Below are 20,006 nucleotides of genomic sequence, written 5' to 3'. Positions count from 1 at the left end.
CTACCTGCCACACCGAAAGCACCGGGTCACCGCCAATGCGTCGCCAGTCGCACCAGGCATCGTTCAGACACGCGACCCCCGCTCCCCTCCCTCCTCCATCCCAAACATCCCCCTGACCAGCGCAGTTACGACGAGACACCCCACCAGACTCCCCGCCACCACCAACCCCACCCCGATCACGAAGAGCCCGCTGTCGTCGTCCGACCAGTCGTAGAACGAGGCGATGGCCAAGCCGAGCGGGGTGCCGAGGGTGGCCGCGAGGGAGTGTCGGCGGTACGCCGCCCAGCACACCGGGAGCAGCAAGGTCAGGGCCAGGCCGATCACCTGCCAGGGCTCGTACGGGCCGGTCGTCGAGCCGTCCGGGTGGACGTCGCGGTGTTGGTCCCAGCCGAGCCAGGCCGTCCAGAGGGCGATCGATGTGGCGGTCAGGGCGACGGTCCACAGGGGCTGGGGGATGCGGGACTTCCGGGCTCGGGTCATGACAGCAGGGTTTCCGTTCGGGACGGGGAAGGACAGGGGGCGCGTACTCAGGTGGGGGCGAGTACTTCAGCCCACCGGGTGCCCGCCCGCCCCGGGGCCGACGCCGCGTGGTCCACAACCCACCAGCCCCTGGATCGAAACCCCCGCGATGCGAAGCCCTCCGGTGCCCGCACCGTCCACCAACCCCCGTGATCCAATTGCCCCGGCAACAGATCAGCCGGTCAGGGGGACATGACATGCAGCTTCGTTGCGCGGTATTGGACGACTTCCAAGGGGTGGCCACCGAGGTCGCCGACTGGGGCAGGCTCCAGGGGCGCGTCGAGGTCGTCGTGTTCCGGGAGCACATCGACCGCGAAGACGCCCTCGCCGCCGCCCTCGCCGACTTCGACATCGTCGTCACGCTCCGGGAGCGGGTGCCCTTTCCCGGGTCGCTCATCGCCCGGCTCCCCCGGCTGAAGCTGCTCGTCGCCTCCGGGATGCGGAACAGCGTCATCGATTACGAGGCCGCCGCACAGCACGGTGTCACCGTGTGCGGAACCGCCAGTTCGTCGACTCCGCCCGTGGAGATGACCTGGGCGCTGATCCTCGGACTCGCCCGTGGGGTCGTTCAGGAGAGCAACGCCCTACGGCAAGGCGGACTGTGGCAGTCCACCCTCGGGGCCGACCTCCACGGCGCCCGGCTCGGGCTGCTCGGGCTCGGGAAGATCGGGGCGAGAGTGGCGCAGATTGCGCTCGCCTTCGGGATGCGGGTCAGTGCGTGGAGTCAGAACCTGACCGCCGAGCGGGCCGCCGCCACCGGTGTCGAGCTGGCCGGTAGTAAGGAAGAACTGCTCGCCGACAGCGACTTCGTCTCCGTGCATCTCGCCCTCGGCGAGCGCAGCCGCGGGCTCATCGGCGCCCCCGAACTCGCGCTCATGAAGCCCACCGCCTATCTCGTCAACACCTCCCGCGCCGCGATCGTCGACCAGGACGCGCTGCTCGCCGCGCTGCACAACAGGAGTATCGCGGGGGCGGGGGTGGACGTCTTCGACGTCGAGCCGTTGCCCGACGGGCATCCGATGCGGACCGCGCCGCGGCTGCTGGCCACGCCGCACCTCGGGTATGTCTCGCGGGCCAACTACGCGACGTATTACGGGCAGGCGGTGGAGGACATCGAGGCGTACCTCGCGGGCTCGCCTGTACGGCAGCTCCCCTGAGCCGCGGACAAGGGCACTACCACCCCCTTGACCCGTTTCGCCGCAAAAGGGGGATCTCTTCCCGGTCGCCCGTGACCCGTCCCGGCCGGGGCCGTTGAACGGGAAGTGCGGCGGCTGGGCCAGACCCGCCGACCGCGCTCCCCCGAGCAACAACCCGAGCAACAAAAGGAGAACGTGATGTCTCGCATCGCGAAGGCAGCCGTCGTCGCCCTCGGCACCGGCGCCGTGGTGGTCGGCGGGGCCGGCCTGGCGCTGGCCGACGCGGGTGCCCAGGGTGCCGCGGTCGGTTCGCCGGGCGTGCTGTCCGGCAACGTGATCCAGGTCCCGGTCAACGTCCCCGTCAACCTGTGCGGGAACAGCATCAACGTGGTCGGCCTGCTGAACCCGGCGTTCGGCAACACCTGCGCCAACGTCGGCGAGGCCCCCACCACCCCGGCGGCCCCCGAGGCCCCCGAGGGCTACGGCGACTCGGGCTACGGCAACTGAGTCACCCCCGCGCGTCACCGCAGAGCCCCGGCACACCGAGCGCCGGGGCTCTTCCCTGTCCGCACCCCCTGAAGCCCCCTGAAACACCCCTTGGAACTCCGCGGCTCAGGCGTACGTATAGATCCGGCTCACGTCCTCCAGCGACTCCGGCGTGACATTCCACGGCGGCAGCTTCTGCAGCCGCGCGACGATCCGCCCCTGCTGCTTGTCCCCCGCGCCGGGCGGGTTCGCGGGGAGGTAGCGGTGGCTGGTGTGGGCCCGCTGCCAGCGGTACCACTGGTAGTCGAGGAAGGCGTGGTGCAGCCAGAACACCGGGTCGTTGACGGAGGCGCCGCCGAGCATGTCGCCGCCGACCCAGCGGTGCACCCGGTTGTGGTTGCGCCAGGAGACGCTGCCGCTGCCGGTCCCCCAGCCCTCCAGTTTGTTGCGGAAGCCCCGGGTGGCCGTGGAGTCCCAGGGGGAGGCGTCGTAGACCGGGTCGTCCAGGGCCGACTGGAGTTCGCTCCTGGTCGGCAGCTGGATGGGGTTGGCGGCACGGCCGAGGTCGCGGGTGAGGGCCTTGCCGTCGGTGACGTTCACCTTGAGGGTCCAGTGCCCGGTGCCGTACGCGAACGGACCCGTCGTCACCTGGCGGTCGGAGCGCCGTCCGTTGCCGCCGAGCAGGTCCGCCGTCCAGGGCGCGGCGGTGATCGAGCGGTCCCGGGTCCAGTCCCAGTACGGCAGGGTCACCGAGGAGTCGACCCGGCGCAGCGCGTTCTCCAGGTCGAGCAGGAACCTGCGGTGCCAGGGCAGGAAGGACGGGCACATGTGGGCCGCGCGCAGGCCCTTCTCGCCGTCGGAGGTGTAGTAGTCGACGTGCGTGCGCACGAACGCGTCGTACTCGCCGCGCCGTTTCACCTCGAGGAGCGCGTTGACGAACCGGCGGCGCTCGCTCGCGGTGAGGGTGGTGACGTTCTTACGCGTGTACGCCATGCGAGCCCCCCGCCATCTCGTCCGTCATCCCGCCCGGGCGAACCGTGCCGCCGCCCGAGTGGCGCATCGCGCCGACCGGCCCCGGCGCCAGATCCCGCACGTGCCGCCCGGGGCCCAGCTCGTCGACGGCCGCTCGGGTCGCCTCCAGGGGCGTGGGGTACGACGTGTAGTGGTCGACCATGCTCATCCAGGTGCCGTCCGCGCGCCGCATGAGGTGCAGCGGGCTGCCGTCCACGGTGATCTGCCAGTCGCCCTCGCCGGCGCGGCGGGTGAGGGAGGGGACGGCGTAGCCCTGGATGTGGCGGCCCCGGTACGTCTCGTCGAAGACGGCGTCCGAGGGGTCGCCCGGGGGCAGCGGGCGGGAGGCGGCGATCACCGGGGTCAGGGCGAGGGCGGCGGCGGAGGCCAGCAGTCCTCGCGCCAGGTCCCGCCGTGACGGTCTCCTCGTACCCGCTCCGGTCGGCGTTCCCGCCCCCACCGCTGTGTCACCGGCACCGACAGCCATGTCTCAACTCCTCGTCGCGGATCGGATGTCGGTACCGGTAACCGGCGCGGGCCGCGCCTAGTCACCGCCGCAGGGCCATCCGGGTTGGAGGGCCCTGGTCAGCCGGTCCAGAAGTCCCACCAGCGGGTGAGGACGAGGACGCCGACGACGGCGAGGTGGAGCAGCGCGAGGAGCCAGGTGAAGTCGGCGAGGAAGGCGCGTACCGGGCCCGGCGCGGGGAGCCGGCCCTCGCGGACGACCAGTGAGGTGACGTACCAGAAGAGGACGATCGTCGCCGCCCAGGCCAGACAGCACCACAGGCACAGCGCGTCGATCCGGTACAGCGACTCGAACTGGAGCCAGGAGACGAAGCCGACGCCGAACAGGCACCCGGCCCAGAACGCCAGCCAGTACCAGCCGGGGTAGCGGGCACCGGCCAGCAGACCGGTGCCCACGCAGACGACGACGGCGTAGCCGACCAGGCCCAGCATCGGGTTGGGGAAGCCGAAGACGGACGCCTGGGCGCTCCTCATCACGCTGCCGCAGGAGACGACCGGGTTCAGGCTGCAGCCGGGGACGAAGGCCGGGTCCTTCAGGAGTTTGAACTCGTCCAGGGTGATGACCCAGGAGGCGAGCAGTCCGGCCGCCCCGGTGAGCACGAGCAGCAGTCCGGGGCCCCGGCCGCCCGCCCGGGCCCGGGGCATCAGCCGCGCAGGCTGCGGGCCGGGAGCATGAGGTGCGCGGCCGTGTGCAGGGTCTCCTCGGCTCCGGCGAAGGCGGCCAGGGCGGCCGGGGTGACGGGCACTCCGGGGCGGCCCTGGGGCCAGGCGCGGGTGGTGAAGACGAGGTAGGCGTAGCCGCGGTGGGCGACGGCGGCGAGCCATTCCGGGGGCGCGTCGGCCTGGGCGACGAGCTGCGGCATGTTGACGACGGCCTGGCCCGCCTCGACGAGCAGGGTGACGGGGAGGCTGGGCCGGGTGGCGCCGTCGATCACCTCGCCGCCGACGGGCAGGCCGTTGAGCGTGAGCAGCTGGTGGACCGCGGCGGCGGTGACGAGCGGACCGCCCGCCGCGTCCCCGAGGGAGTAGGCCAGCAGATAGGGCATGTCGTAGCCGTCGGGGGCCTCGCCGCTCCAGGCCAGCAGGACCAGGGTGCCGAGGTCGGTGCCGCGGAAGGCGGGGGCGTCGCTTGAGGTTGAGGTCACCGCGCGACCTTATCGACGGGTCGGGGCGGGTTCGGGCGGCTTCTCACCCTTCCGGATGAGCGGCCCGGGGTGCTCCACACGAACGAGGGAAGCGGGCTCGAACACGGCGGAGGGCGGGGCACGTCAGGGGGCTTGAGCCACCGAGCCCGCAAGGGCGCGCCGACGCCACGGAGCCGGTCCCTCGCCCTACGGAGCCGGTCCCCCGTCCTGTGGGACCGGCCCCTCCCCACGTCTCCGGTACCGGATCACCCCTTGAGGGGCAGGCCGCCGAGCAGCTGGTTGGGCTGGTTGAGCGCGGTCGTCGCGCCGTTGACGGTGTTCAGGACGGACGTCTTGTTCTCGGTGTCGAGGGCGTTCGACTGGTGCTGGAGCGGCATCACGTCGCGCACGGTCAGACCGCCCTTGGCGACCTGGTCGACGGCGCCGTTGAGGCTGGAGGGGGTCAGATCGCCGGTGTAGGCGAACGCGGGCGCGGCAGCGCCGGTGAGGGCGACGGAACCGGCGAGCACGGCGGCGACCTTCAGGGACTTCATCTTGGTTCCTCTCTACGGCAACTCACGGAAACCGGCCGCCCGCCCGCGGTCGATGCGCGGGCGGACGGCCGGCCGAAGGGGTGCGCCGCGAGATCAGTCGTTGACGCAGGTGTTGCCGAAGGCCGGGTTCAGCAGGCCGATGACGTCGATGGTGTTGCCGCAGACGTTGACCGGGATGTGGACCGGGACCTGGATGACGTTGCCCGACAGAACGCCGGGGGAGCCGGCGGCGACACCGCTGGCACCGGCGTCGGCGGCAGCCACACCGGCACCGCCGGCGACGGCCGCGACGGCGGCGGAGGTCAGGACCAGGCCCTTGGCGATACGCGACATGGAGAAGTGCTCCTTGCAAATCGAGACAAACGTCCGGGCGGGATGCCCGACGCTGTGTCAACGCGTGGCACCCCCCGGGGGTTGTGCCGCCAAAGGAGTGAAGCGCGTGCGGGGCACTCTCGCCGATCCGGCACAGTTGCCCCGATTCGCCTTATTGATGACTCGATCAGCGACTCGATCTCCGGCCCGGGACTCCTGCCCGGGATGGGCCTCGGGAGAAGGGCGCGCCACGTGCGCTCCCCCTCGGGCGCGGTCGTGCGCCGGGCGCGGGCGCGACCCGCTTTCTCCCCCGAATGGCGTAGTGGCGCGCACGACCGGTACGGCGGGGCCCGTACTGCCCCGGGTCGAGCGGTGGATACGGCTGTTACCCGAGGGTGCCGCTCGCACCTGTCGGGTCTCGGTCACGGCGGGCGCGCAGGGCGGTGACCAGCGGGGCTTTCCTCTCGTTCCCCTCGGGGACGCGACGAGGACCCGTGGATTCCGCTCCGTGAGGGGCGCCCGGCAGTACGACGCGCTCCCCCTCCCAAGCCCCTGGCGCCCCGGCCGCGACCGCAGCCCCGAGCGCCCCTTTCCGTGAGCGAGGTAGTCCGCGACATGCACCAGCCACCCCCCGACTTCCGCCCCCGGGTCCTGCACCTGGCGCAACCCGTCGACGGCGGTGTCGCCCGGGTCGTCCTGGACCTCGTACGGGCTCAGCTCGCCTCGGGACTGCGGGTGGCCGTCGGCTGCCCCGACGGCGAACTGGCAGAGAAAGCAAGGGAGTTGGGTGCCGAGGTGCGGGAGTGGTCCGCCGTAAGGGCGCCCGGCCCGGGGCTGCGGGGCGAGGTGCGGCGGCTCGGGCGTCTGATAGCGGAGGCGCGGCCCGACCTGGTGCACGCGCACAGTGCGAAGGCCGGGCTGGCCGCACGGCTCGCCCTGCGCGGCCGTGTCCCGACCGTCTTCCAGCCGCACGCCTGGTCGTTCGAGGCGGCCGACGGGATCACCGGCGCGCTCGCCCGGCGCTGGGAGCGGTTCGGGGCCCGCTGGGCCGACCGTGTGGTGTGTGTCAGCGAGGCGGAGCGCGGGCGGGGGCTGCGCGCCGGGGTGCGCGCTGCGTACGCCGTGATCCCCAACGGGGTCGACCCGGTGCGCTTCTGCCCGGCTCCGGCAGGCCCGGCCCGCGCCGCGCTGCCCGGACTCGATGCGGCGGACCCCGGCGCGGACCCCGGCACCGCTCCCCTCGCCGTCTGTGTGGGACGCCTCTGCCGCCAGAAGGGCCAGGACGTGCTGCTGCGCGCCTGGGAGCGGGTGCGGGCCGAGGTGCCGGGCGCGCGTCTGGCGCTGGTCGGCGACGGCCCGGACCGGGCGGCGCTGCGCGCTGCGGCGGGCCCGGGCGTGCTGTTCGCGGGCGCGGTGCGTGACGTACGGCCCTGGTACCGCGCAGCCGATCTGGTGGTGCTGCCCTCGCGCTGGGAGGGCATGGCGCTCGCCCCGCTGGAGGCGCTGGCCTGCGGGCGGCCCGTGGTGCTCGCGGACGTGGACGGCGCGCGGGAGAGCCTGCCGCCCGCGTCGGCCGGGCTGTGTCTGGTGCCGCCCGAGGACCCGGCCGCGCTGGCCGCCGCGGTCGCCGGGCTGCTGACCGACGCGCCGCTGCGCGCGGAGTTCGGCGAGGCCGGGCGCCGCCACGTCCTGTCCACCCACGACGTGCGGTACACCGCCGAGCGGATCGCGGGTCTCTACCGCGAACTCCTCGGCGCCCGGCCGCCCGTGACCGCCGAGCGCAGGGAGTCCCTTCTCTCGTGACCACGGAAAGCACCGCCCCCACCGCGCAGCCCTGGGACCGGGCGCCGGGCCAGGTTCCCGTCGTACGGGCCCGTGCCGCGCGCGGCTTCCGGCTCCCGGTACGACGGCCGCCCGCCCGGGCCGCCTCTCCCCTGCCGCTGCTCGCGGCCGACCTCGCCGGGGCGCTCGTGGGCGCCGCCGCGCTGGACCCGGCCGCGCACCACCCGCTGCTGATCGCGGCGCTGATCTGCGGCGCCCTGCTGCCACGCCCCCGTCCCCGGTCCGCGCTGTCCGGCGGGCTGGACGAACTGCCCTCCGTCTGCGGCCGGATGGCGGTCACCTGGCTCGCCCTCGCCGCGCTCGTCGCGGCCCGCGAACCGGCCGAGGCGCTGACCGCCGCCACCCTGCTGCTCGGCTGGGCGCTGCACTCGGCGGTGACCTGCGCGGGCCGGGGCCTGGTGCGCGGGCGGCGTACGGCCGCGCGGCTGCGGCGGCCGAGCGCGGCCCTGCTGGTCGGCCCCGCCGCGACCGGCCAGCGGGTCGCCGCCGCGCTGCTCAGGCACCCGCGCTGCGGAGTGCGGCCGGTCGGCGTGGTCGCGGACCACCCCGACGGCAGCGACGGTCTGCCCGTGCTGACCGGTGAGGAGGAGGTGGAGCGGGCCCTGATCCAGAACGGGGTGCGTACCGTCCTCGTCGTCGGCCCCGCGACCCGCACCGAGCGGGCCCCGCTGCTGCGGGCGCTCGCCGAGTCGGGCTGCGTCCTCTGGGAGGTGGCGGCGGACGGCCCGGCGTACGGCGTGCGCGAGCGGCTGGCCGGGTTCGCCGTACGCCGTCTCGACGCGGGCGCGCAGCGGCCGGACAGTGTGGTCAAGCGGCTGGTGGACGTCACGGTCTCGGGCGCCCTGCTGGTGCTGTGCGGTCCGCTGCTGCTGGCGTGCGCGGCGGTGCTGCGGCTGACCGAGGGGCCGGGCGTGGTGTTCCGGCAGGAGCGCATCGGCAAGGACGGGCGCCCCTTCACGCTGCTGAAGTTCCGCACGCACCGCCCGGTCGACGAGCGCGAGTCCGCGACGCGCTGGAGTGTGGCGGGCGAGCCGGAGATGAGCGCCTTCTGCCGCTTCCTGCGCAGGTCGTCACTGGATGAACTGCTCCAGCTGTGGAACGTCTTCCGGGGCGACATGAGCCTGGTCGGACCGCGCCCCGAACGCCCCTTCTTCGTCGCGCGGTTCAGCCAGCTCCACCCCGGCTACGCCGCCCGGCACCGGATGCGGGTCGGGGTCACCGGGCTCGCGCAGGTCAGCGGGTTGCGCGGGGACACCTCGATCGAGGACCGGGCCCGCTTCGACAACGCGTACATCGACACCTGGTCGCTGTGGCAGGACGTCTGCATCCTGCTGCGCACGGCCGCCGTGCTCGTGCGTTCCACCGGGAGCTGACCGATGAGTCTCGCCCTGTGGCTGTCGCGCCGTCCGGTCCTGCCGGTGCTCGCCGTCGTCGCCCTCCTGGCGCTCCCCGCGTCGGGCGACGACGGGGGCGCCGGACCGGCCGACGCCGCCTCCGCGCTCGTCGTCGGGTACTGCGTCCTGCGGCTGCTGCGCGAGCGGCGGCGCCCGCTGTCCCGTACGGCCGCGGTGGTCCTCGGGCTGCCCGTGGCCGGTACGGCGCTGGCCGCGATGGGCGCGGTCGCGCCCGGCGCGGGGCTCGCGGGCCTCGGCCGCTACCTCCAGATCTTCGTCCTGGTCCCGGCGGCCGTGGTGCTGCTCCTGCGCGACCGGCGCGATGTCCGGCTGCTGGTCTGGGCGTTGATCGGGTTCGCGCTGTGGGAGGGGGCGGTCGGGGTGAAGCAGTACGTCACCGCGACCGGCGCCTCCTACCAGGGCGAAAACATCCGCGCCGTCGGCACCTTCGGGGCGCAGGACGTGATGGGGATGGCGACGGTGGTGTCGTTCGGGCTGATCTGCGCGGTGGGGGTGGCGCTGGGCGGGAGGTCGGCTTCGACACCGGAATCCAGCTCGCCGTCCCCTCGGGAGCGGGCGATCGCCGGGGTCTGCGCCCTCGTCCTCCTGCTCCCGCTCGCGCTGTCCTTCAGCCGGGGTGCCTGGATCGCGACCGTCCTGACGCTCACCGTGCAGCTCGTGCTGTCCGGGCCGCGCCGGGCGCTGAAGGTGGGCGCCGTGGCGCTGGCGGCCGGGGTGGTGCTGGTGGGCGGCTTCGGGGTGGGTACGGCGATGCTCCAGGAGCGGCTGGACAGCATCACGCAGGTGGCGGACGCGCCGGACCAGTCGGTGACCGACCGGTACACCATGTGGGCGGCGGCGACCGGCATGTGGCGTGAACACCCGCTGACCGGCGTGGGGTTGAAGGGCTTCCCCGAGTACCGCGACGGGCACGCCTCGCTGGCGCTGTCCTCCGGCAGCGACACGGCGGGCGCGGGCACGGGCTTCCGCCGCCAGCCGCTGCTCTCCCCGCACAACATGTACCTCCTCGTCCTCGGCGAACAGGGCCTGACCGGCCTGCTGTGCCTCGTGGGCTCCTGGCTGGCACTGCTGGCGCTCGGGCTGCGGGGGCTGTGGACGGCCCGTACGACCGGGGGCCGCGAGTACGGGGTCATCGGCTGCGGCCTGCTGATCTGGCTGCTGGTGGACTTCATGTACGCCGACATCGGCGGGCCCTCCACCGTGCTGACGGCGGTGGCGCTGGGTCTGGTGGCGTGGTGGGCGCTGGTCGGCGGGGCGGAGCAAGAGCGCGCCGCTCGGGTCGCGGTGGGGTCGGTGTCCGCCGGGCGCGTTCCGGTGGCGAGGGAGGCCGGAGTCCTGTGACCATCACCCCGCTCCCGGAGCCCGTACCGGAGACCGATCCGGTGCCCCTGCCGGAGACCGACCTGGCGGCTCTGCCGAGGTCCGGCCCGGTGCCCCTGCCGGAGACCGATCCGGCATCCCTGCCGAGGTCCGGCCCGGTGCCCCTGTCGAAAACCGGCCCGGCCCCCGCCCCACCGCACCCCGTCCGCCCCACCACCCCCACGCCGTCGGCGGAAGCCGCCACCCCCCGCTTCCTCGCCCGTGCCGCTCTCCTGACCGCCTCCCTCTCCGCGGCGGGTGCCGTGCTCGGGCTCGTGCGGGACCAGTCGCTGGCGCGGCTGTTCGGGGCGGGCCAGGACACCGACGCGTTCCTGGTCGCCTGGACGGTGCCGGAGTTCGCGGCCACGCTGCTCATCGAGGACGGGCTGGCGTTCGCGCTGATCCCGGCGTTCAGCATGGCGTTGGCGCGGCGGGCGCGCGGGGCGTCGGGCGATCCGGTGCGCTCGCTCGTCGCCCATACGCTGCCCCGCCTCGCCCTCGCCCTCACCGTGGTGGGCGCGCTGCTCGCCACGGCCGCGCCGGGACTCGTGGAGGTGCTGGCGCCCGGGCTGCCCGATCCCGCGCTCGCCGTGGACTGCACCCGGCTCACCGCGACCTGCGTGGTCAGCTTCGGACTCGCGGGGTACTGCAGCGCCGCCCTGCGCGCCCACCGCAGCTTCCTGGCCCCGGCGGCGATCTACGTGGCCTACAACACCGGCATCGTCACGGCGATGTTCGCCCTCGGCGGGGCCTGGGGAGTGCGCTCGGCCGCGTTCGGAGTGGCGCTGGGCGGAGTCCTGATGGTGCTGCTTCAACTGCCTTTCCTGGTACGGCGCTTACGCATCCGCGAGACCGACGCACCCTTGTCCGTCGAACCATGCCCCGCCCCGCAGGGCCAGCGCGTGGACCTCCCACTGATGGCCACCGTCCTGCTGTTCGCACTGTGCCGTCAGTCGCAGGTGCTGATCGAGCGGTTCCTCGCCTCGGGGCTGCCCTCGGGGGCGATCTCGCATCTCAACTACGCCCAGAAGATCGCCCAGATCCCGATGACCATGTCGATGATGCTGTGCACGGTCACCTTCCCGGTGGTGGCGCGGGCGCTGGCCGAGGGCGACACCGAGCGGGCCCGGGTCCGGGTGGAGCGGGACCTCGCGGTCGCGGCCACGCTGGTGCTGCTCGGCACGGCGGCGGTGCTGGCCTGTGCGCCGCAGATCGTCCGACTGCTCTTCCAGCGCGGCGCGTTCACCGTCGAGGACACGGCGGCGACGGCGGGCGTGATGCGGGTGTACGCGGCCGGGCTGCTCGGCCAGACCCTGACCGGTGTCCTGGTCCGCTCCTACTTCTCGGCGGGCCGCGCGGCCTGGTACCCGGTGGGTGCCATCGCCGCCGGGGTCGCGGTCACCGCCTGGATCGGCGCGGCGACGGTCGGCACCTGGGGCGTGGCCGGGATCGCCGCCGCCAACGCCACCGGCATCACGCTCACCGCCGCCCTGCTGCTCGGCGGGATGCGCGCGCGGCGACGCGGGGTACGGCGCGGGGTGCCGGTCCGGGTCCGGCGGGTGCTGGCCGAGCTGAGCCGCCCGCTGCGCGGGGCCGTCGTGGCCGCGCCCGCCGGGGCGTTCGCCGCGAGCCTGCCCGGCGGCGCGCTCACCGGGCTCGCGGCCGGGTCCGTCACCGTCGCCGCCGTGTTCGCCCTGCTCGGCCTGCCCCGGGGCGCCCCGGGCCTCGCATCCGCCCTCCGTTCCGTACGCACCCACACCCGAAGGCTCGCCCATGCCGTCTTCCGTTGAGTCCGCGTCCCTGCCCCGCGACCGCTCCCCGGGGCGGGCCAGACCCGGCCCGGTCCCATGGATCGCCATGTACCACTCGGTCGGCGACCGCTCCGACGATCCGTACCGCGTCACCGTCACCCCCGCCCGGCTGGAGCGGCAGCTGCGCTGGCTGCGCGGACGCGGGCTGCGCGGGGTGAGCGTGGCCGAGCTGCTGGCGGCCCGCGCGCGGGGTGAGGGGCGCCAGCTGGTGGGCCTCACCTTCGACGACGGGTACGCCGACTTCCTCACCGACGCCCTTCCGGTGCTGGCCCGTTGGGAGTGCACGGCCACCCTGTTCGTGCTGCCCGGCAGGCTCGGCGGCGACAACTCCTGGGACCGGCCCGGCCCGTGCAAGCCGCTGCTCACCGCCGACGCCGTACGCGAGGCCCGGCGCGCCGGGATGGAGATCGGCTCGCACGGTCTGACCCATCTCGACCTCACCCGCGCCGACGACCGCGTCCTGACCGAGGAGATCCAGCAAAGCCGCGCTCTGCTCGGCGAGTTGACCGGCAGCCCGGCCGACGGCTTCTGCTATCCGTACGGCACCGTGGACCGCCGGGTGCGGGACGCGGTGCGCGCCGCCGGGTACGCGTACGCCTGCGCCATCGACCCGGGCCCGCTGACCGGTCCGTACGCGCTCCCCCGTGTGCACATCGGGGAGAGCGACACCGCCGCCCGGCTGTTCCTGAAGTACCGGCTGCACCGGTTGCGCCGCCGTCCCGTGCCGGGTCCGCGATGAGGGCGCTGCACATCATCACCGGGCTCGGCGTGGGCGGCGCGGAGCAGCAACTCAGGCTGATGCTGCGCCACTTGCCCGTCGAGTGCGATGTGGTGACGCTGACCAACCCGGGCCCGGTGGCCGACGGGCTGCGGGCCGACGGGGTGCGGGTGACCGACCTCGCCATGGGCGGCAACCGCGACCTGGCCGCGCTGCCCCGGCTGGCCCGGCTGATCCGGCGCGGCCACTACGACCTCGTGCACACCCACCTCTACCGGGCCTGCCTCTACGGCCGGTTGGCCGCCCGGCTCGCCGGGGTGCGCGCAATCGTGGCGACCGAACACTCCCTGGGCGACTCACAGATGGAGGGCCGCCCGCTCAACTCCGGGGTACGTGCGCTGTATCTGGCCGGGGAGCGCCTGGGCCGGGCCACGGTCGCCGTGTCCCCGACGGTCGCGGCCCGGCTGACCCGGTGGGGCGTGCCCGAGCCGCGCATCGCGGTCGTACCGAACGGCATCGACCTCGGCCGCTTCCGCTTCGACCCGGCCGCACGGAAACGCGCCCGCGCCCAACTCGGCCTTCCCGAGGACGCGTTCGTGATCGGCGGGATCGGCAGGCTGGCCCCGGGCAAGCGCTTCGACGTACTCGTCCAGGCCCTCACCCAACTCCCGCACGACACCCGGCTGTTGCTGGTCGGGGGCGGCCCCGAGGAGAGCGAACTGCGGCGCCGTTCCGAGGAGGCCGGGGTCGCGGAGCGGGTGGTGTTCGCCGGTGAACGGCCTTATCTGGCCCACGAGTCGGACGGCCCGGACCTGCCCGCGCTGACCTCCGCGATGGACGTACTGGCCTCGCCGTCCCCGGAGGAGGCGTTCGGTCTGGCGGTCGTGGAGGCGCTGGCGGCCGGGCTTCCGGTGCGCCACTCCTCCTGTCCCGCCGTCGAGGACCTGCCGTCCGGGGCCGCCCCGGACGCCGTACGCATCCCCTGCGACCCCGAGGCGTACGCCGCCGCGCTCGCCGGGGTCCGCGCCGCCGGACCGGGCCCGCGCACCGCGCCCGAGGCCGCCCGCCACTACTGCGTCACCCGCAGCGCCGCCCGGCTGATGGACGTCTACACGGCAGCACTCGTCCCCTCGTCCCGCACCCCCTTGAGAGGCAGCCCCTCATGACCGAGAACCCACACCGGCGTCCCCGTCTCTCCCGTCTGCCGTCCTGGTCGCTGGTGGCGGCCGGGGTCGTCACGGGCGGGCTGCTCGGCGGCGCGTACGGCCTGGTGAAGCCGCCCACGTACACCGCCACCAGCTATGTCGTCGCCGTGCCCACCGAGCGGTCCGACACCGGCTCGGCGCTCGGCTTCGCCCAGGCGTACGGCCGGATCGCCACCCAGCCCGGCGTGCTCGCGGCCGCACAGGCGAAGGCGGGGGCGGGCGTGGACACCCTGCGCGAGAGCGTGCGCACGGCGACCTCGCCGGACGCGCCCATGGTCGCCGTCTCCGCCACCGCCACCCGCCCGGCGCGGGCCGCCGCCATGGCCAACGCGGTCGCCGCAGCCCTCACCGCGCAGGCGGGCGACGCCGCGGCCGACACCCATGTGGAACTGCGCCAGTTCGCGCGGGCGGTCGCGCCCACCGAGCCGAGTTCGGCCTCGCCCGCCGTGACGGGCCTGGTCGGGGCGAGCGCGGGCGGTCTGCTCGGCGGTCTCGCGCTGCTGGTCCGGCCGCGCCGATGGCCCGAACCGGAACCCGGCCGCCCGGCCACGCTGCCCGCCCCGGCCGCCGCCGACGCCGCCGGCCTGCGGTGACGGCCACCTACGCGGCGCGCCCCGCCCGCACCGTCCGCCCCGCGCTCACCACCGAACTGGTCACCGACCCCGACGCCTTCGCCGCCCTCGCCCCGGCCTGGACCCGGCTGCACCGCCGGTGCGCCACCGCCACCCCGTTCCAGAGCCACGCCTGGCTGCACTCCTGGTGGCGCTCCTACGGCCGCCCCGGACGCCTGCGGCTGCACCTCGTGCGCTCGGGCCCCGACCTGGTCGCCGCCGCCCCGCTGACCCTGGTCCGCAGCCCGCTCACCGCGCTCGTGCCGCTCGGCGGCGCGATCAGCGACTACGGCGACCTCCTCCTCGACGACGCCGACGACGGCCGCGCCGCCGACGCCCTCACCCGCGCACTCTCCCTCGCCGCCCGCACCGCGCTGATCGACCTGCGCGAGGTACGCCCCGGCGGCGCCGCCGAGCGGATCTACGACCGCTGGCCCGGACCGCGCCGCCGGGTACCCGACTCCCTGTGCCTGGAACTGCCCGCGGCCCCCATGGCCGACCTGATCGCCCGGCTGCCGTCGAAGAAGGCCCAGCGGGTGCGCGCCAAGCTCCGCAAGCTGACCGCCCTTGGCGTGACCCGCCGGGTCGCCGGGCCCCGTGACACCGACCGCGCGCTGCGCCGCCTCCTGGAACTCCACCGGCTCCAGTGGGCCGACCGCAAGGTGACGGCCGAGCATCTGCGCCCGCGCTTCCGCGCGCACCTGCTGCGCGCGGTCGGCGCGATGGCGCGCTCCGGGGACGCCGTGGTGACCGAGTTCCTGCTCGGCCCGGAGGTGGTGGCCGTCGACGTCACCCTGCTCTCCCCCGGCCTGGCGGGCGGCTACCTCTACGGCGCCCACCCCCGGCTGCGCGACCTGCGCGCGGACGTCGCGGTGATACTGCTGGACGCCTGCGCCGACCACGCCGCCACCGGCGCCCACCGCACCCTGAGCCTCATGCGCGGCGACGAACCGTACAAGCACCACTGGCGCCCCGAGCCCGTCCCCAGCGTCCGCCTCCTGCTCGCCCGCCGCCGCACCGTCCCCCTGCTGACGGCCGCGCTGTACGACGTGGCGGCCCGGCGGCACGGCAAGGAGGTCCTGCACCGCTGGCAGGACCTCCGGCGCGGCTAGCGCATCCCCCGCCACCGGGTCGCCGGAAGACAGAACCCCTCCCCCAGCCACTCCTGGACCCAGCTGTCCGGCAGCAACGGCGAGCAGCCGTCCGGGAGTTCGGGGGTGGGGGACGGCTCGGGGGAGCCGGTGGGCGACGGGCTCGGCGTAGGCGTGGGCGTGGGCGTCGGTGTCGGCGTCCCGCTCGCTGTGGCTGTCGGCGTCGGCGTCCCGCTCGGCGTCGGCTCCCCCGCCCCGCCCGACAGCGCCGCCCGGTACACCGCCGCCGCCCTCGGGTTGGCCGAGCACTGCCAGACACCGTGCGGGCAGTAGTCGGTGAGCGTGTTGTACAGCGGCTTGTGCTCGTCGAACCAGGCGAGCATCCGCCGCATGTACTCCGCGTTGTCGCCGTTGCGGAAGAGCCCCCACTCCGGGTACGAGATCGGCTTGCCGTGGGCGCGCGCGAAGTCCACGTGCGCCTGGAGGCCGTACGGCTCGCTCACCTGCTCGTCGAAGGAGAGCCCGCTCGGCTGGTCGTAGGAATCCATGCCGACGATGTCCACGGTGTCGTCGCCGGGGTAGCACTCGGTCCAGGGCACGGCGTCCCGGCCCCGGCTCGGGGCGAAGTCGAAGCGGAAGCGCTGGCCGGGCACCGAGCGCATGGCGGTGACGATCCGGTTCCAGTACGTCTTCCACGCCTCGGGGTCGGGCCCGCAGCGGTGGGTGTAGGTGATGCCGTTCATCTCCCAGCCGAGCACGAGCACGGTGTCCGGGACCTTCAGCTCCACCAGGTGCCGGGCCAGGGTGCGGAAATGCTGGTCGAACGCGCCGTCCGCGCCCTGCCGCAGCAGCTGCCGTACCTGCGCGTCGGAAAGATGCTCCTCGTTGCGCTCCTGGAGCGGCACGTTGAGCACGAGCGTGCGGTCGGCCTGGGCGCGGCGCCAGTGCGCCCAGGGGGCGAGGAAGGCGGGGTCGCCCTCGATGTCGCTCCAGCGACCGCCGGGCAGATAGGTGTGGGCGACCTTCAGCTCGGTCCCGCCGAGCCAGCGGCTCAGCTCGGCCATGCGGGCGACCCCGAGCGGCCCGGAGTCCAGGAAGGCCCCGAAGGCGGGCGCCCGTGACACCTCCGGGTCCTCCCGCGCCGCGAAGCCGGAACCGGTCAGCAGCGCCGCCGAGGCGGTGACCGCGGCGACGGCCGCCGTCAGCCGGCCGCGCCGGACACGTCGTCGCGGTGCGTGCATGACCGCCCCTCTCTTCTCTCCGCTCCCCGTACGTACCTGACACCCAGTCACAGGAAGCGGTTCTCCGCCAGCGCGGTGGGGCTTTCAGGTGGCCGCCTCCTGCCACCCGGGTGAACGACGCCGGTCACACAAAGGGGCCGGCAGGCTGGCCGGTTCCCACCGGACGGCGTGGCGGGGCGCCGGGGCATCTCCGGCGCTGAAGGATTCGGTACGGCGCCGTGGCGGTACGGCGCCGCGTGTCGCCGGTGTGCCGGGCGCTCGGGTCCGGCACCCGGCGCACTACCGACGGGACGCTGCCCGGCCTCGCCGGAACAGCACCGCACCGGCCGCGATCAGCACGGCACCGGCGGCCGAAGCGCCGAGCAGGAGACGTTCCTGTCCACCGGTGTGCGGAAGGGACGGCTTGTGCGGGTGGTGCCCGCCGTGCGGCGGCGGAGTGTGCGGCGGGTGCGTGTGGGGCGGAGGTGTGTGCGGCGGCGGAGTGCTCTCCTCGCCACCGTAGGGCGGCGGAGTGCTGTGGTGCGGCGGAGGTGTGCTCTCCTCACCGCCGTACGGAGGCGGAGTCGATTCCTCGCCGCCGTACGGGGGCGGGGTGGTCTCCTCGCCGCCGTAGGGAGGCGGCGTGGTGTGCCCGGTGGGCGGAGGCGTGGTCTCCTCACCTCCGTAGGGCGGCGGCGTGGTCTCGTCGTCGCCGCCGTACGCGGGCGGAGTGGTCTCCTCGTCGTCCCCGTACGCGGGCGGCGTGGTCTCGTGACTGCCGTACGCGGGGGGCGGGGTCGTCTCGTCGTCGTCCCCGTAAGAAGCGGGAGGCGTCGTCTCGTCCTCGTCGTCACCGTAGGACGCGGGCGGCGTGGTCTCGTCGTGGCCGTAGGACGGCGGCGGGGTGGTCTCGTCCTCGTCGTCGTCGCCGTACGAGGCGGGGGCGGTCGTCTCGTCGTGGCCGTAGGACGCGGGCGGGGTCGTCGCGGGCGCCGGGGTGTGGCCGTAGGCGGGCGGCGGGGTGGTGTGGCCGCCGGAGCCGTAGCCGGAGTCGTCGGAGTCGTCGTCACCGTAGGAGTCGTGGTGGCGTGCGCTCTTGCCGGTGACGCAGGACTCGGCGAGGGCCGGGTCGAGCGCCGCCGACACGTCGACGGTGTTGCCGCAGATGGTGACCGGGACGTGAGCCGGTACATGGAGGGTGTTGCCCGACAGTGCGCCGGGAGAGCGCTGTCCTGCGCCCTGCGCTCCCGAATCGGCGAGCGCCTGACTGCCGTACAAGGACAGCACGCCGGTCGCGGCCGCTGCGGCGGCCACGACGATGCCCTTGCTGAGGGTCTGTCTCAATCTCGTGGTCTTCCTGCTCGAAGAAGTGGGAAGGCCGGCCCCGGAACGCAGATTCGAAGGGATCGACGGTCCGGGGCCGGCCTGAACGCAGCCGTGCGGCTGGTGCCTCGCGGCGGTGGCGTCAGCCGTTGACGCAGGCGTTGCCGAACGCCGGGTTCAGCAGGGCGATGACGTTGACCGAGTTGCCACAGACGTTGACCGGGACGTGCACCGGGATCTGGATGACGTTGCCCGACAGGACACCCGGCGAACCGACGGCCGCACCCTCGGCACCGGCGTCGGCGAAGGCGGGGGCCGCCCCGCCCAGGGCCAGGATGGCGCCCGCGATGACAGCAGCGGTCTTCTTCATGGTGTTTCCCTTCTCTGCGGTCATGTCCTTATGTCGGCCGAAACCGAGCGAGCACAACTTGAACGGCTCGCACCATGACCGGCAGGCTGTGAAACGAGGGATAGACAGCCGAAGAAACCGTGGAACGCGCGTCGCCCCTCAATTCACTCGAACGCCTCCACGGAATTGACAGGTTGGCGCAGTCGGGGAGGATTCGACAGGGGCGGAAATCGCGGAAAAGCACGGGGAAACGGCGAAGGCCGCCCCGGGCGGGGGCGGCCTTCGGTGCGGGCCGGTGGACCGGGCCGCGAGGCGTCAGTTGTTGCCGACGCCGTTGCCCGCGAGGACGGAGACGTCGTCCACCAGGTGGGAGAGCGGCTCGTCGTTCTTCGCCTGGGTGGAGTTCTCCGCGCACTGCTGGTTCTGCGGGGAGGACAGCACCGGGACGTCCTGGACACCCACGTTGACCAGCGCGAGGACCGACTGCACGTCCGCCTTGACGGGCAGGCCGACGCAGAGCTTGTTCAGCGAGCTCTGGACCAGGGTGGCCTGCGGGCTGAGGTTGCCGCCGGTGACGTTGTTGCCGAACGCCTCCGAGGCACCGTTGCCGCTCAGCGACGTGGTGCCGGTGTCGTTACCGATGGCGAGGGCCTGGGGGGCGGCAGCCGCCGACACCCCGATGAAGGACGCGGCGACCGCGGCCGCGGCCATTGCCTTCTTCAGCATTTCGCTTTCCTTTCCCTGGCTCCACGCCAAGACGCACGTTCCTGACCGGCATCAACCCCGGGGCGGCGAAATGGTTGCGGTATGTCACCCGATCGGATCGCGGCGCGGCGCGGCGTGGATACGGATTTTCCTTGGAAACCCGGGCTTTCGGGCGTATCGGCTGTGGGCCATCGGAGTGAACGGGAGGAACCCCACGGCGGGCGGGGCAGTTGATCCGGGCACTCCGGTGACGGGGTTTCTCCAGAAGGGAATCGCAAGTGATCAAGAAGGTTCTGGCCGCCGCCGCGGTCGCCGCCTCCGTTGTCGGTGCGTCCGCAGTCGCCGCGTCGCCGGCCCTGGCCATCGGCAACGACACGGGCACCACGTCGTTCAGCGGAAACGGTGCTTCGCAGGCGTTCGGCAACTCCGCCACCTACGGCAACATGAGCCCGCAGATGGCGCTCATCCAGGGTTCGCTGAACAAGCCCTGCATCGGTCTGCCCGCGAAGGTCAACGCCCAGTCCCTGGTGGGTCTGCTCAACGTCGGTGTCCAGGACATCCCGATCCTGTCCTCGCCGCAGAACCAGCAGTGTGTCGAGAACTCCACCCAGGCCAAGGGCGACGAGCCGCTGTCGCACATCCTGGACGACATCTCCGCCCTGTCCGGCAACGGCGCCGGCAACAACTGAT

General features: G+C 73.9%; 22 protein-coding genes. 11 read left to right on the top strand and 11 right to left on the bottom strand.

Going from position 1 to position 20,006, the window contains the following annotated elements; genetic code table 11:
- Nucleotides 1–63: 63 nt before the first annotated feature.
- Nucleotides 64–480 carry a hypothetical protein gene (locus B079_RS31455; protein WP_018545040.1) on the bottom strand — a complete coding sequence of 139 codons (417 nt, stop codon included), beginning with the start codon at nucleotides 478–480 and terminating at the stop codon, nucleotides 64–66.
- Nucleotides 481–716: 236 nt separating this feature from the next.
- Here B079_RS31455 and B079_RS0106860 point away from each other — a divergent pair, with 236 nt between their 5' ends.
- The gene (locus B079_RS0106860; protein WP_026248427.1) at nucleotides 717–1,676 is read left to right on the top strand and encodes a D-2-hydroxyacid dehydrogenase family protein; all 960 of its coding nucleotides are present in this window, start codon (nucleotides 717–719) and stop codon (nucleotides 1,674–1,676) included.
- Nucleotides 1,677–1,853: 177 nt separating this feature from the next.
- Nucleotides 1,854–2,162 (top strand): chaplin, encoded by a 309-nt coding sequence (locus tag B079_RS0106855; RefSeq protein WP_018545038.1) that lies wholly within the window; start codon nucleotides 1,854–1,856, stop codon nucleotides 2,160–2,162.
- Nucleotides 2,163–2,267: 105 nt separating this feature from the next.
- Here B079_RS0106855 and B079_RS0106850 read toward each other — a convergent pair whose 3' ends face one another.
- From B079_RS0106850 to B079_RS0106825, 6 genes are all read right to left on the bottom strand, one after another.
- Nucleotides 2,268–3,134, bottom strand: a complete 867-nt coding sequence (locus B079_RS0106850) for a tyrosinase family protein (protein ID WP_018545037.1) — start codon at nucleotides 3,132–3,134, stop codon at nucleotides 2,268–2,270.
- Nucleotides 3,118–3,639 (bottom strand): tyrosinase family oxidase copper chaperone, encoded by a 522-nt coding sequence (locus B079_RS0106845; RefSeq protein ID WP_018545036.1) that lies wholly within the window; start codon nucleotides 3,637–3,639, stop codon nucleotides 3,118–3,120. Before B079_RS0106845 ends, B079_RS0106850 begins: the two co-directional genes overlap by 17 nt.
- Before the next feature lie 98 nt (nucleotides 3,640–3,737).
- Nucleotides 3,738–4,322 (bottom strand): vitamin K epoxide reductase family protein, encoded by a 585-nt coding sequence (locus tag B079_RS0106840; RefSeq protein WP_018545035.1) that lies wholly within the window; start codon nucleotides 4,320–4,322, stop codon nucleotides 3,738–3,740.
- Nucleotides 4,322–4,822 (bottom strand): DUF5949 family protein, encoded by a 501-nt coding sequence (locus tag B079_RS0106835; protein ID WP_018545034.1) that lies wholly within the window; start codon nucleotides 4,820–4,822, stop codon nucleotides 4,322–4,324. Before B079_RS0106835 ends, B079_RS0106840 begins: the two co-directional genes overlap by 1 nt.
- Nucleotides 4,823–5,067: 245 nt before the next feature.
- Nucleotides 5,068–5,355 carry a hypothetical protein gene (locus tag B079_RS0106830; protein ID WP_018545033.1) on the bottom strand — a complete coding sequence of 96 codons (288 nt, stop codon included), beginning with the start codon at nucleotides 5,353–5,355 and terminating at the stop codon, nucleotides 5,068–5,070.
- A gap of 93 nt (nucleotides 5,356–5,448) precedes the next feature.
- Nucleotides 5,449–5,688, bottom strand: a complete 240-nt coding sequence (locus B079_RS0106825) for a chaplin (RefSeq protein ID WP_018545032.1) — start codon at nucleotides 5,686–5,688, stop codon at nucleotides 5,449–5,451.
- A 594-nt stretch (nucleotides 5,689–6,282) separates the two neighbouring features.
- On the opposite strand from B079_RS0106825, the gene B079_RS0106820 reads away from it, so the two are divergent.
- The 8 genes from B079_RS0106820 to B079_RS0106785 all read left to right on the top strand — a co-directional run bounded on the left by B079_RS0106820 (nucleotide 6,283) and on the right by B079_RS0106785 (nucleotide 15,740).
- Nucleotides 6,283–7,470, top strand: a complete 1,188-nt coding sequence (locus B079_RS0106820; RefSeq protein ID WP_018545031.1) for a glycosyltransferase — start codon at nucleotides 6,283–6,285, stop codon at nucleotides 7,468–7,470.
- Nucleotides 7,467–8,882 (top strand): exopolysaccharide biosynthesis polyprenyl glycosylphosphotransferase, encoded by a 1,416-nt coding sequence (locus tag B079_RS0106815; protein WP_018545030.1) that lies wholly within the window; start codon nucleotides 7,467–7,469, stop codon nucleotides 8,880–8,882. The genes B079_RS0106820 and B079_RS0106815 overlap by 4 nt, the downstream gene beginning before the upstream one ends.
- Before the next feature lie 3 nt (nucleotides 8,883–8,885).
- Entirely contained in the window at nucleotides 8,886–10,265 is a 1,380-nt protein-coding gene (locus B079_RS0106810) for an O-antigen ligase family protein (RefSeq protein WP_018545029.1), read from the top strand.
- On the top strand, nucleotides 10,262–12,073 hold the full coding sequence (locus B079_RS0106805; RefSeq protein WP_018545028.1) for a lipid II flippase MurJ: 1,812 nt from the start codon (nucleotides 10,262–10,264) through the stop codon (nucleotides 12,071–12,073). The genes B079_RS0106810 and B079_RS0106805 overlap by 4 nt, the downstream gene beginning before the upstream one ends.
- Nucleotides 12,074–12,140: 67 nt before the next feature.
- The gene (locus B079_RS0106800; RefSeq protein WP_018545027.1) at nucleotides 12,141–12,833 is read left to right on the top strand and encodes a polysaccharide deacetylase family protein; all 693 of its coding nucleotides are present in this window, start codon (nucleotides 12,141–12,143) and stop codon (nucleotides 12,831–12,833) included.
- Nucleotides 12,830–13,978 carry a glycosyltransferase gene (locus B079_RS0106795; RefSeq protein ID WP_018545026.1) on the top strand — a complete coding sequence of 383 codons (1,149 nt, stop codon included), beginning with the start codon at nucleotides 12,830–12,832 and terminating at the stop codon, nucleotides 13,976–13,978. Before B079_RS0106800 ends, B079_RS0106795 begins: the two co-directional genes overlap by 4 nt.
- The gene (locus tag B079_RS0106790; protein WP_018545025.1) at nucleotides 13,975–14,610 is read left to right on the top strand and encodes a hypothetical protein; all 636 of its coding nucleotides are present in this window, start codon (nucleotides 13,975–13,977) and stop codon (nucleotides 14,608–14,610) included. Before B079_RS0106795 ends, B079_RS0106790 begins: the two co-directional genes overlap by 4 nt.
- Complete coding sequence (locus tag B079_RS0106785) at nucleotides 14,607–15,740, top strand: GNAT family N-acetyltransferase (protein ID WP_018545024.1); 1,134 nt, start codon at nucleotides 14,607–14,609, stop codon at nucleotides 15,738–15,740. The genes B079_RS0106790 and B079_RS0106785 overlap by 4 nt, the downstream gene beginning before the upstream one ends.
- On the opposite strand, the gene B079_RS0106780 is transcribed toward B079_RS0106785, so the two are convergent.
- The 4 genes from B079_RS0106780 to B079_RS0106765 all read right to left on the bottom strand — a co-directional run bounded on the left by B079_RS0106780 (nucleotide 15,737) and on the right by B079_RS0106765 (nucleotide 19,337).
- A complete protein-coding gene (locus B079_RS0106780; protein ID WP_018545023.1) occupies nucleotides 15,737–16,960 on the bottom strand; it encodes a glycoside hydrolase family 26 protein in 1,224 nt (407 codons plus the stop codon). The two genes, B079_RS0106785 and B079_RS0106780, sit on opposite strands and share 4 nt — an antisense overlap.
- Before the next feature lie 279 nt (nucleotides 16,961–17,239).
- On the bottom strand, nucleotides 17,240–18,283 hold the full coding sequence (locus B079_RS0106775; RefSeq protein WP_018545022.1) for a chaplin: 1,044 nt from the start codon (nucleotides 18,281–18,283) through the stop codon (nucleotides 17,240–17,242).
- Nucleotides 18,284–18,404: 121 nt separating this feature from the next.
- Nucleotides 18,405–18,632 carry a chaplin ChpD gene (chpD, locus tag B079_RS0106770; RefSeq protein WP_026248425.1) on the bottom strand — a complete coding sequence of 76 codons (228 nt, stop codon included), beginning with the start codon at nucleotides 18,630–18,632 and terminating at the stop codon, nucleotides 18,405–18,407.
- Between the two features lie 294 nt (nucleotides 18,633–18,926).
- Nucleotides 18,927–19,337 carry a rodlin gene (locus B079_RS0106765; RefSeq protein ID WP_018545020.1) on the bottom strand — a complete coding sequence of 137 codons (411 nt, stop codon included), beginning with the start codon at nucleotides 19,335–19,337 and terminating at the stop codon, nucleotides 18,927–18,929.
- Nucleotides 19,338–19,594: 257 nt separating this feature from the next.
- Here B079_RS0106765 and B079_RS0106760 point away from each other — a divergent pair, with 257 nt between their 5' ends.
- Nucleotides 19,595–20,005 (top strand): rodlin, encoded by a 411-nt coding sequence (locus B079_RS0106760; protein ID WP_018545019.1) that lies wholly within the window; start codon nucleotides 19,595–19,597, stop codon nucleotides 20,003–20,005.
- The last annotated feature ends 1 nt before the right edge of the window (nucleotide 20,006 follow it).

The sequence above is a fragment of the Streptomyces sp. LaPpAH-108 genome (assembly GCF_000373625.1).
Taxonomy (GTDB): Bacteria; Actinomycetota; Actinomycetes; order Streptomycetales; family Streptomycetaceae; genus Streptomyces.
This window is presented reverse-complemented; position numbering and strand designations above follow the sequence as displayed.

Excerpts from the sequence above, each read along its gene's own strand:
- B079_RS31455 (WP_018545040.1), bottom strand. The coding sequence starts at position 480 with ATGACCCGAGCCCGGAAGTCCCGCATCCCCCAGCCCCTGTGGACCGTC.
- B079_RS0106860 (WP_026248427.1), top strand. The coding sequence starts at position 717 with ATGCAGCTTCGTTGCGCGGTATTGGACGACTTCCAAGGGGTGGCCACC.
- B079_RS0106855 (WP_018545038.1), top strand. The coding sequence starts at position 1,854 with ATGTCTCGCATCGCGAAGGCAGCCGTCGTCGCCCTCGGCACCGGCGCC.
- B079_RS0106850 (WP_018545037.1), bottom strand. The coding sequence starts at position 3,134 with ATGGCGTACACGCGTAAGAACGTCACCACCCTCACCGCGAGCGAGCGC.
- B079_RS0106845 (WP_018545036.1), bottom strand. The coding sequence starts at position 3,639 with ATGGCTGTCGGTGCCGGTGACACAGCGGTGGGGGCGGGAACGCCGACC.
- B079_RS0106840 (WP_018545035.1), bottom strand. The coding sequence starts at position 4,322 with ATGCCCCGGGCCCGGGCGGGCGGCCGGGGCCCCGGACTGCTGCTCGTG.
- B079_RS0106830 (WP_018545033.1), bottom strand. The coding sequence starts at position 5,355 with ATGAAGTCCCTGAAGGTCGCCGCCGTGCTCGCCGGTTCCGTCGCCCTC.
- B079_RS0106825 (WP_018545032.1), bottom strand. The coding sequence starts at position 5,688 with ATGTCGCGTATCGCCAAGGGCCTGGTCCTGACCTCCGCCGCCGTCGCG.
- B079_RS0106820 (WP_018545031.1), top strand. The coding sequence starts at position 6,283 with ATGCACCAGCCACCCCCCGACTTCCGCCCCCGGGTCCTGCACCTGGCG.
- B079_RS0106810 (WP_018545029.1), top strand. The coding sequence starts at position 8,886 with ATGAGTCTCGCCCTGTGGCTGTCGCGCCGTCCGGTCCTGCCGGTGCTC.
- B079_RS0106800 (WP_018545027.1), top strand. The coding sequence starts at position 12,141 with ATGTACCACTCGGTCGGCGACCGCTCCGACGATCCGTACCGCGTCACC.
- B079_RS0106795 (WP_018545026.1), top strand. The coding sequence starts at position 12,830 with ATGAGGGCGCTGCACATCATCACCGGGCTCGGCGTGGGCGGCGCGGAG.
- B079_RS0106790 (WP_018545025.1), top strand. The coding sequence starts at position 13,975 with ATGACCGAGAACCCACACCGGCGTCCCCGTCTCTCCCGTCTGCCGTCC.
- B079_RS0106780 (WP_018545023.1), bottom strand. The coding sequence starts at position 16,960 with ATGCACGCACCGCGACGACGTGTCCGGCGCGGCCGGCTGACGGCGGCC.
- chpD (WP_026248425.1), bottom strand. The coding sequence starts at position 18,632 with ATGAAGAAGACCGCTGCTGTCATCGCGGGCGCCATCCTGGCCCTGGGC.
- B079_RS0106765 (WP_018545020.1), bottom strand. The coding sequence starts at position 19,337 with ATGCTGAAGAAGGCAATGGCCGCGGCCGCGGTCGCCGCGTCCTTCATC.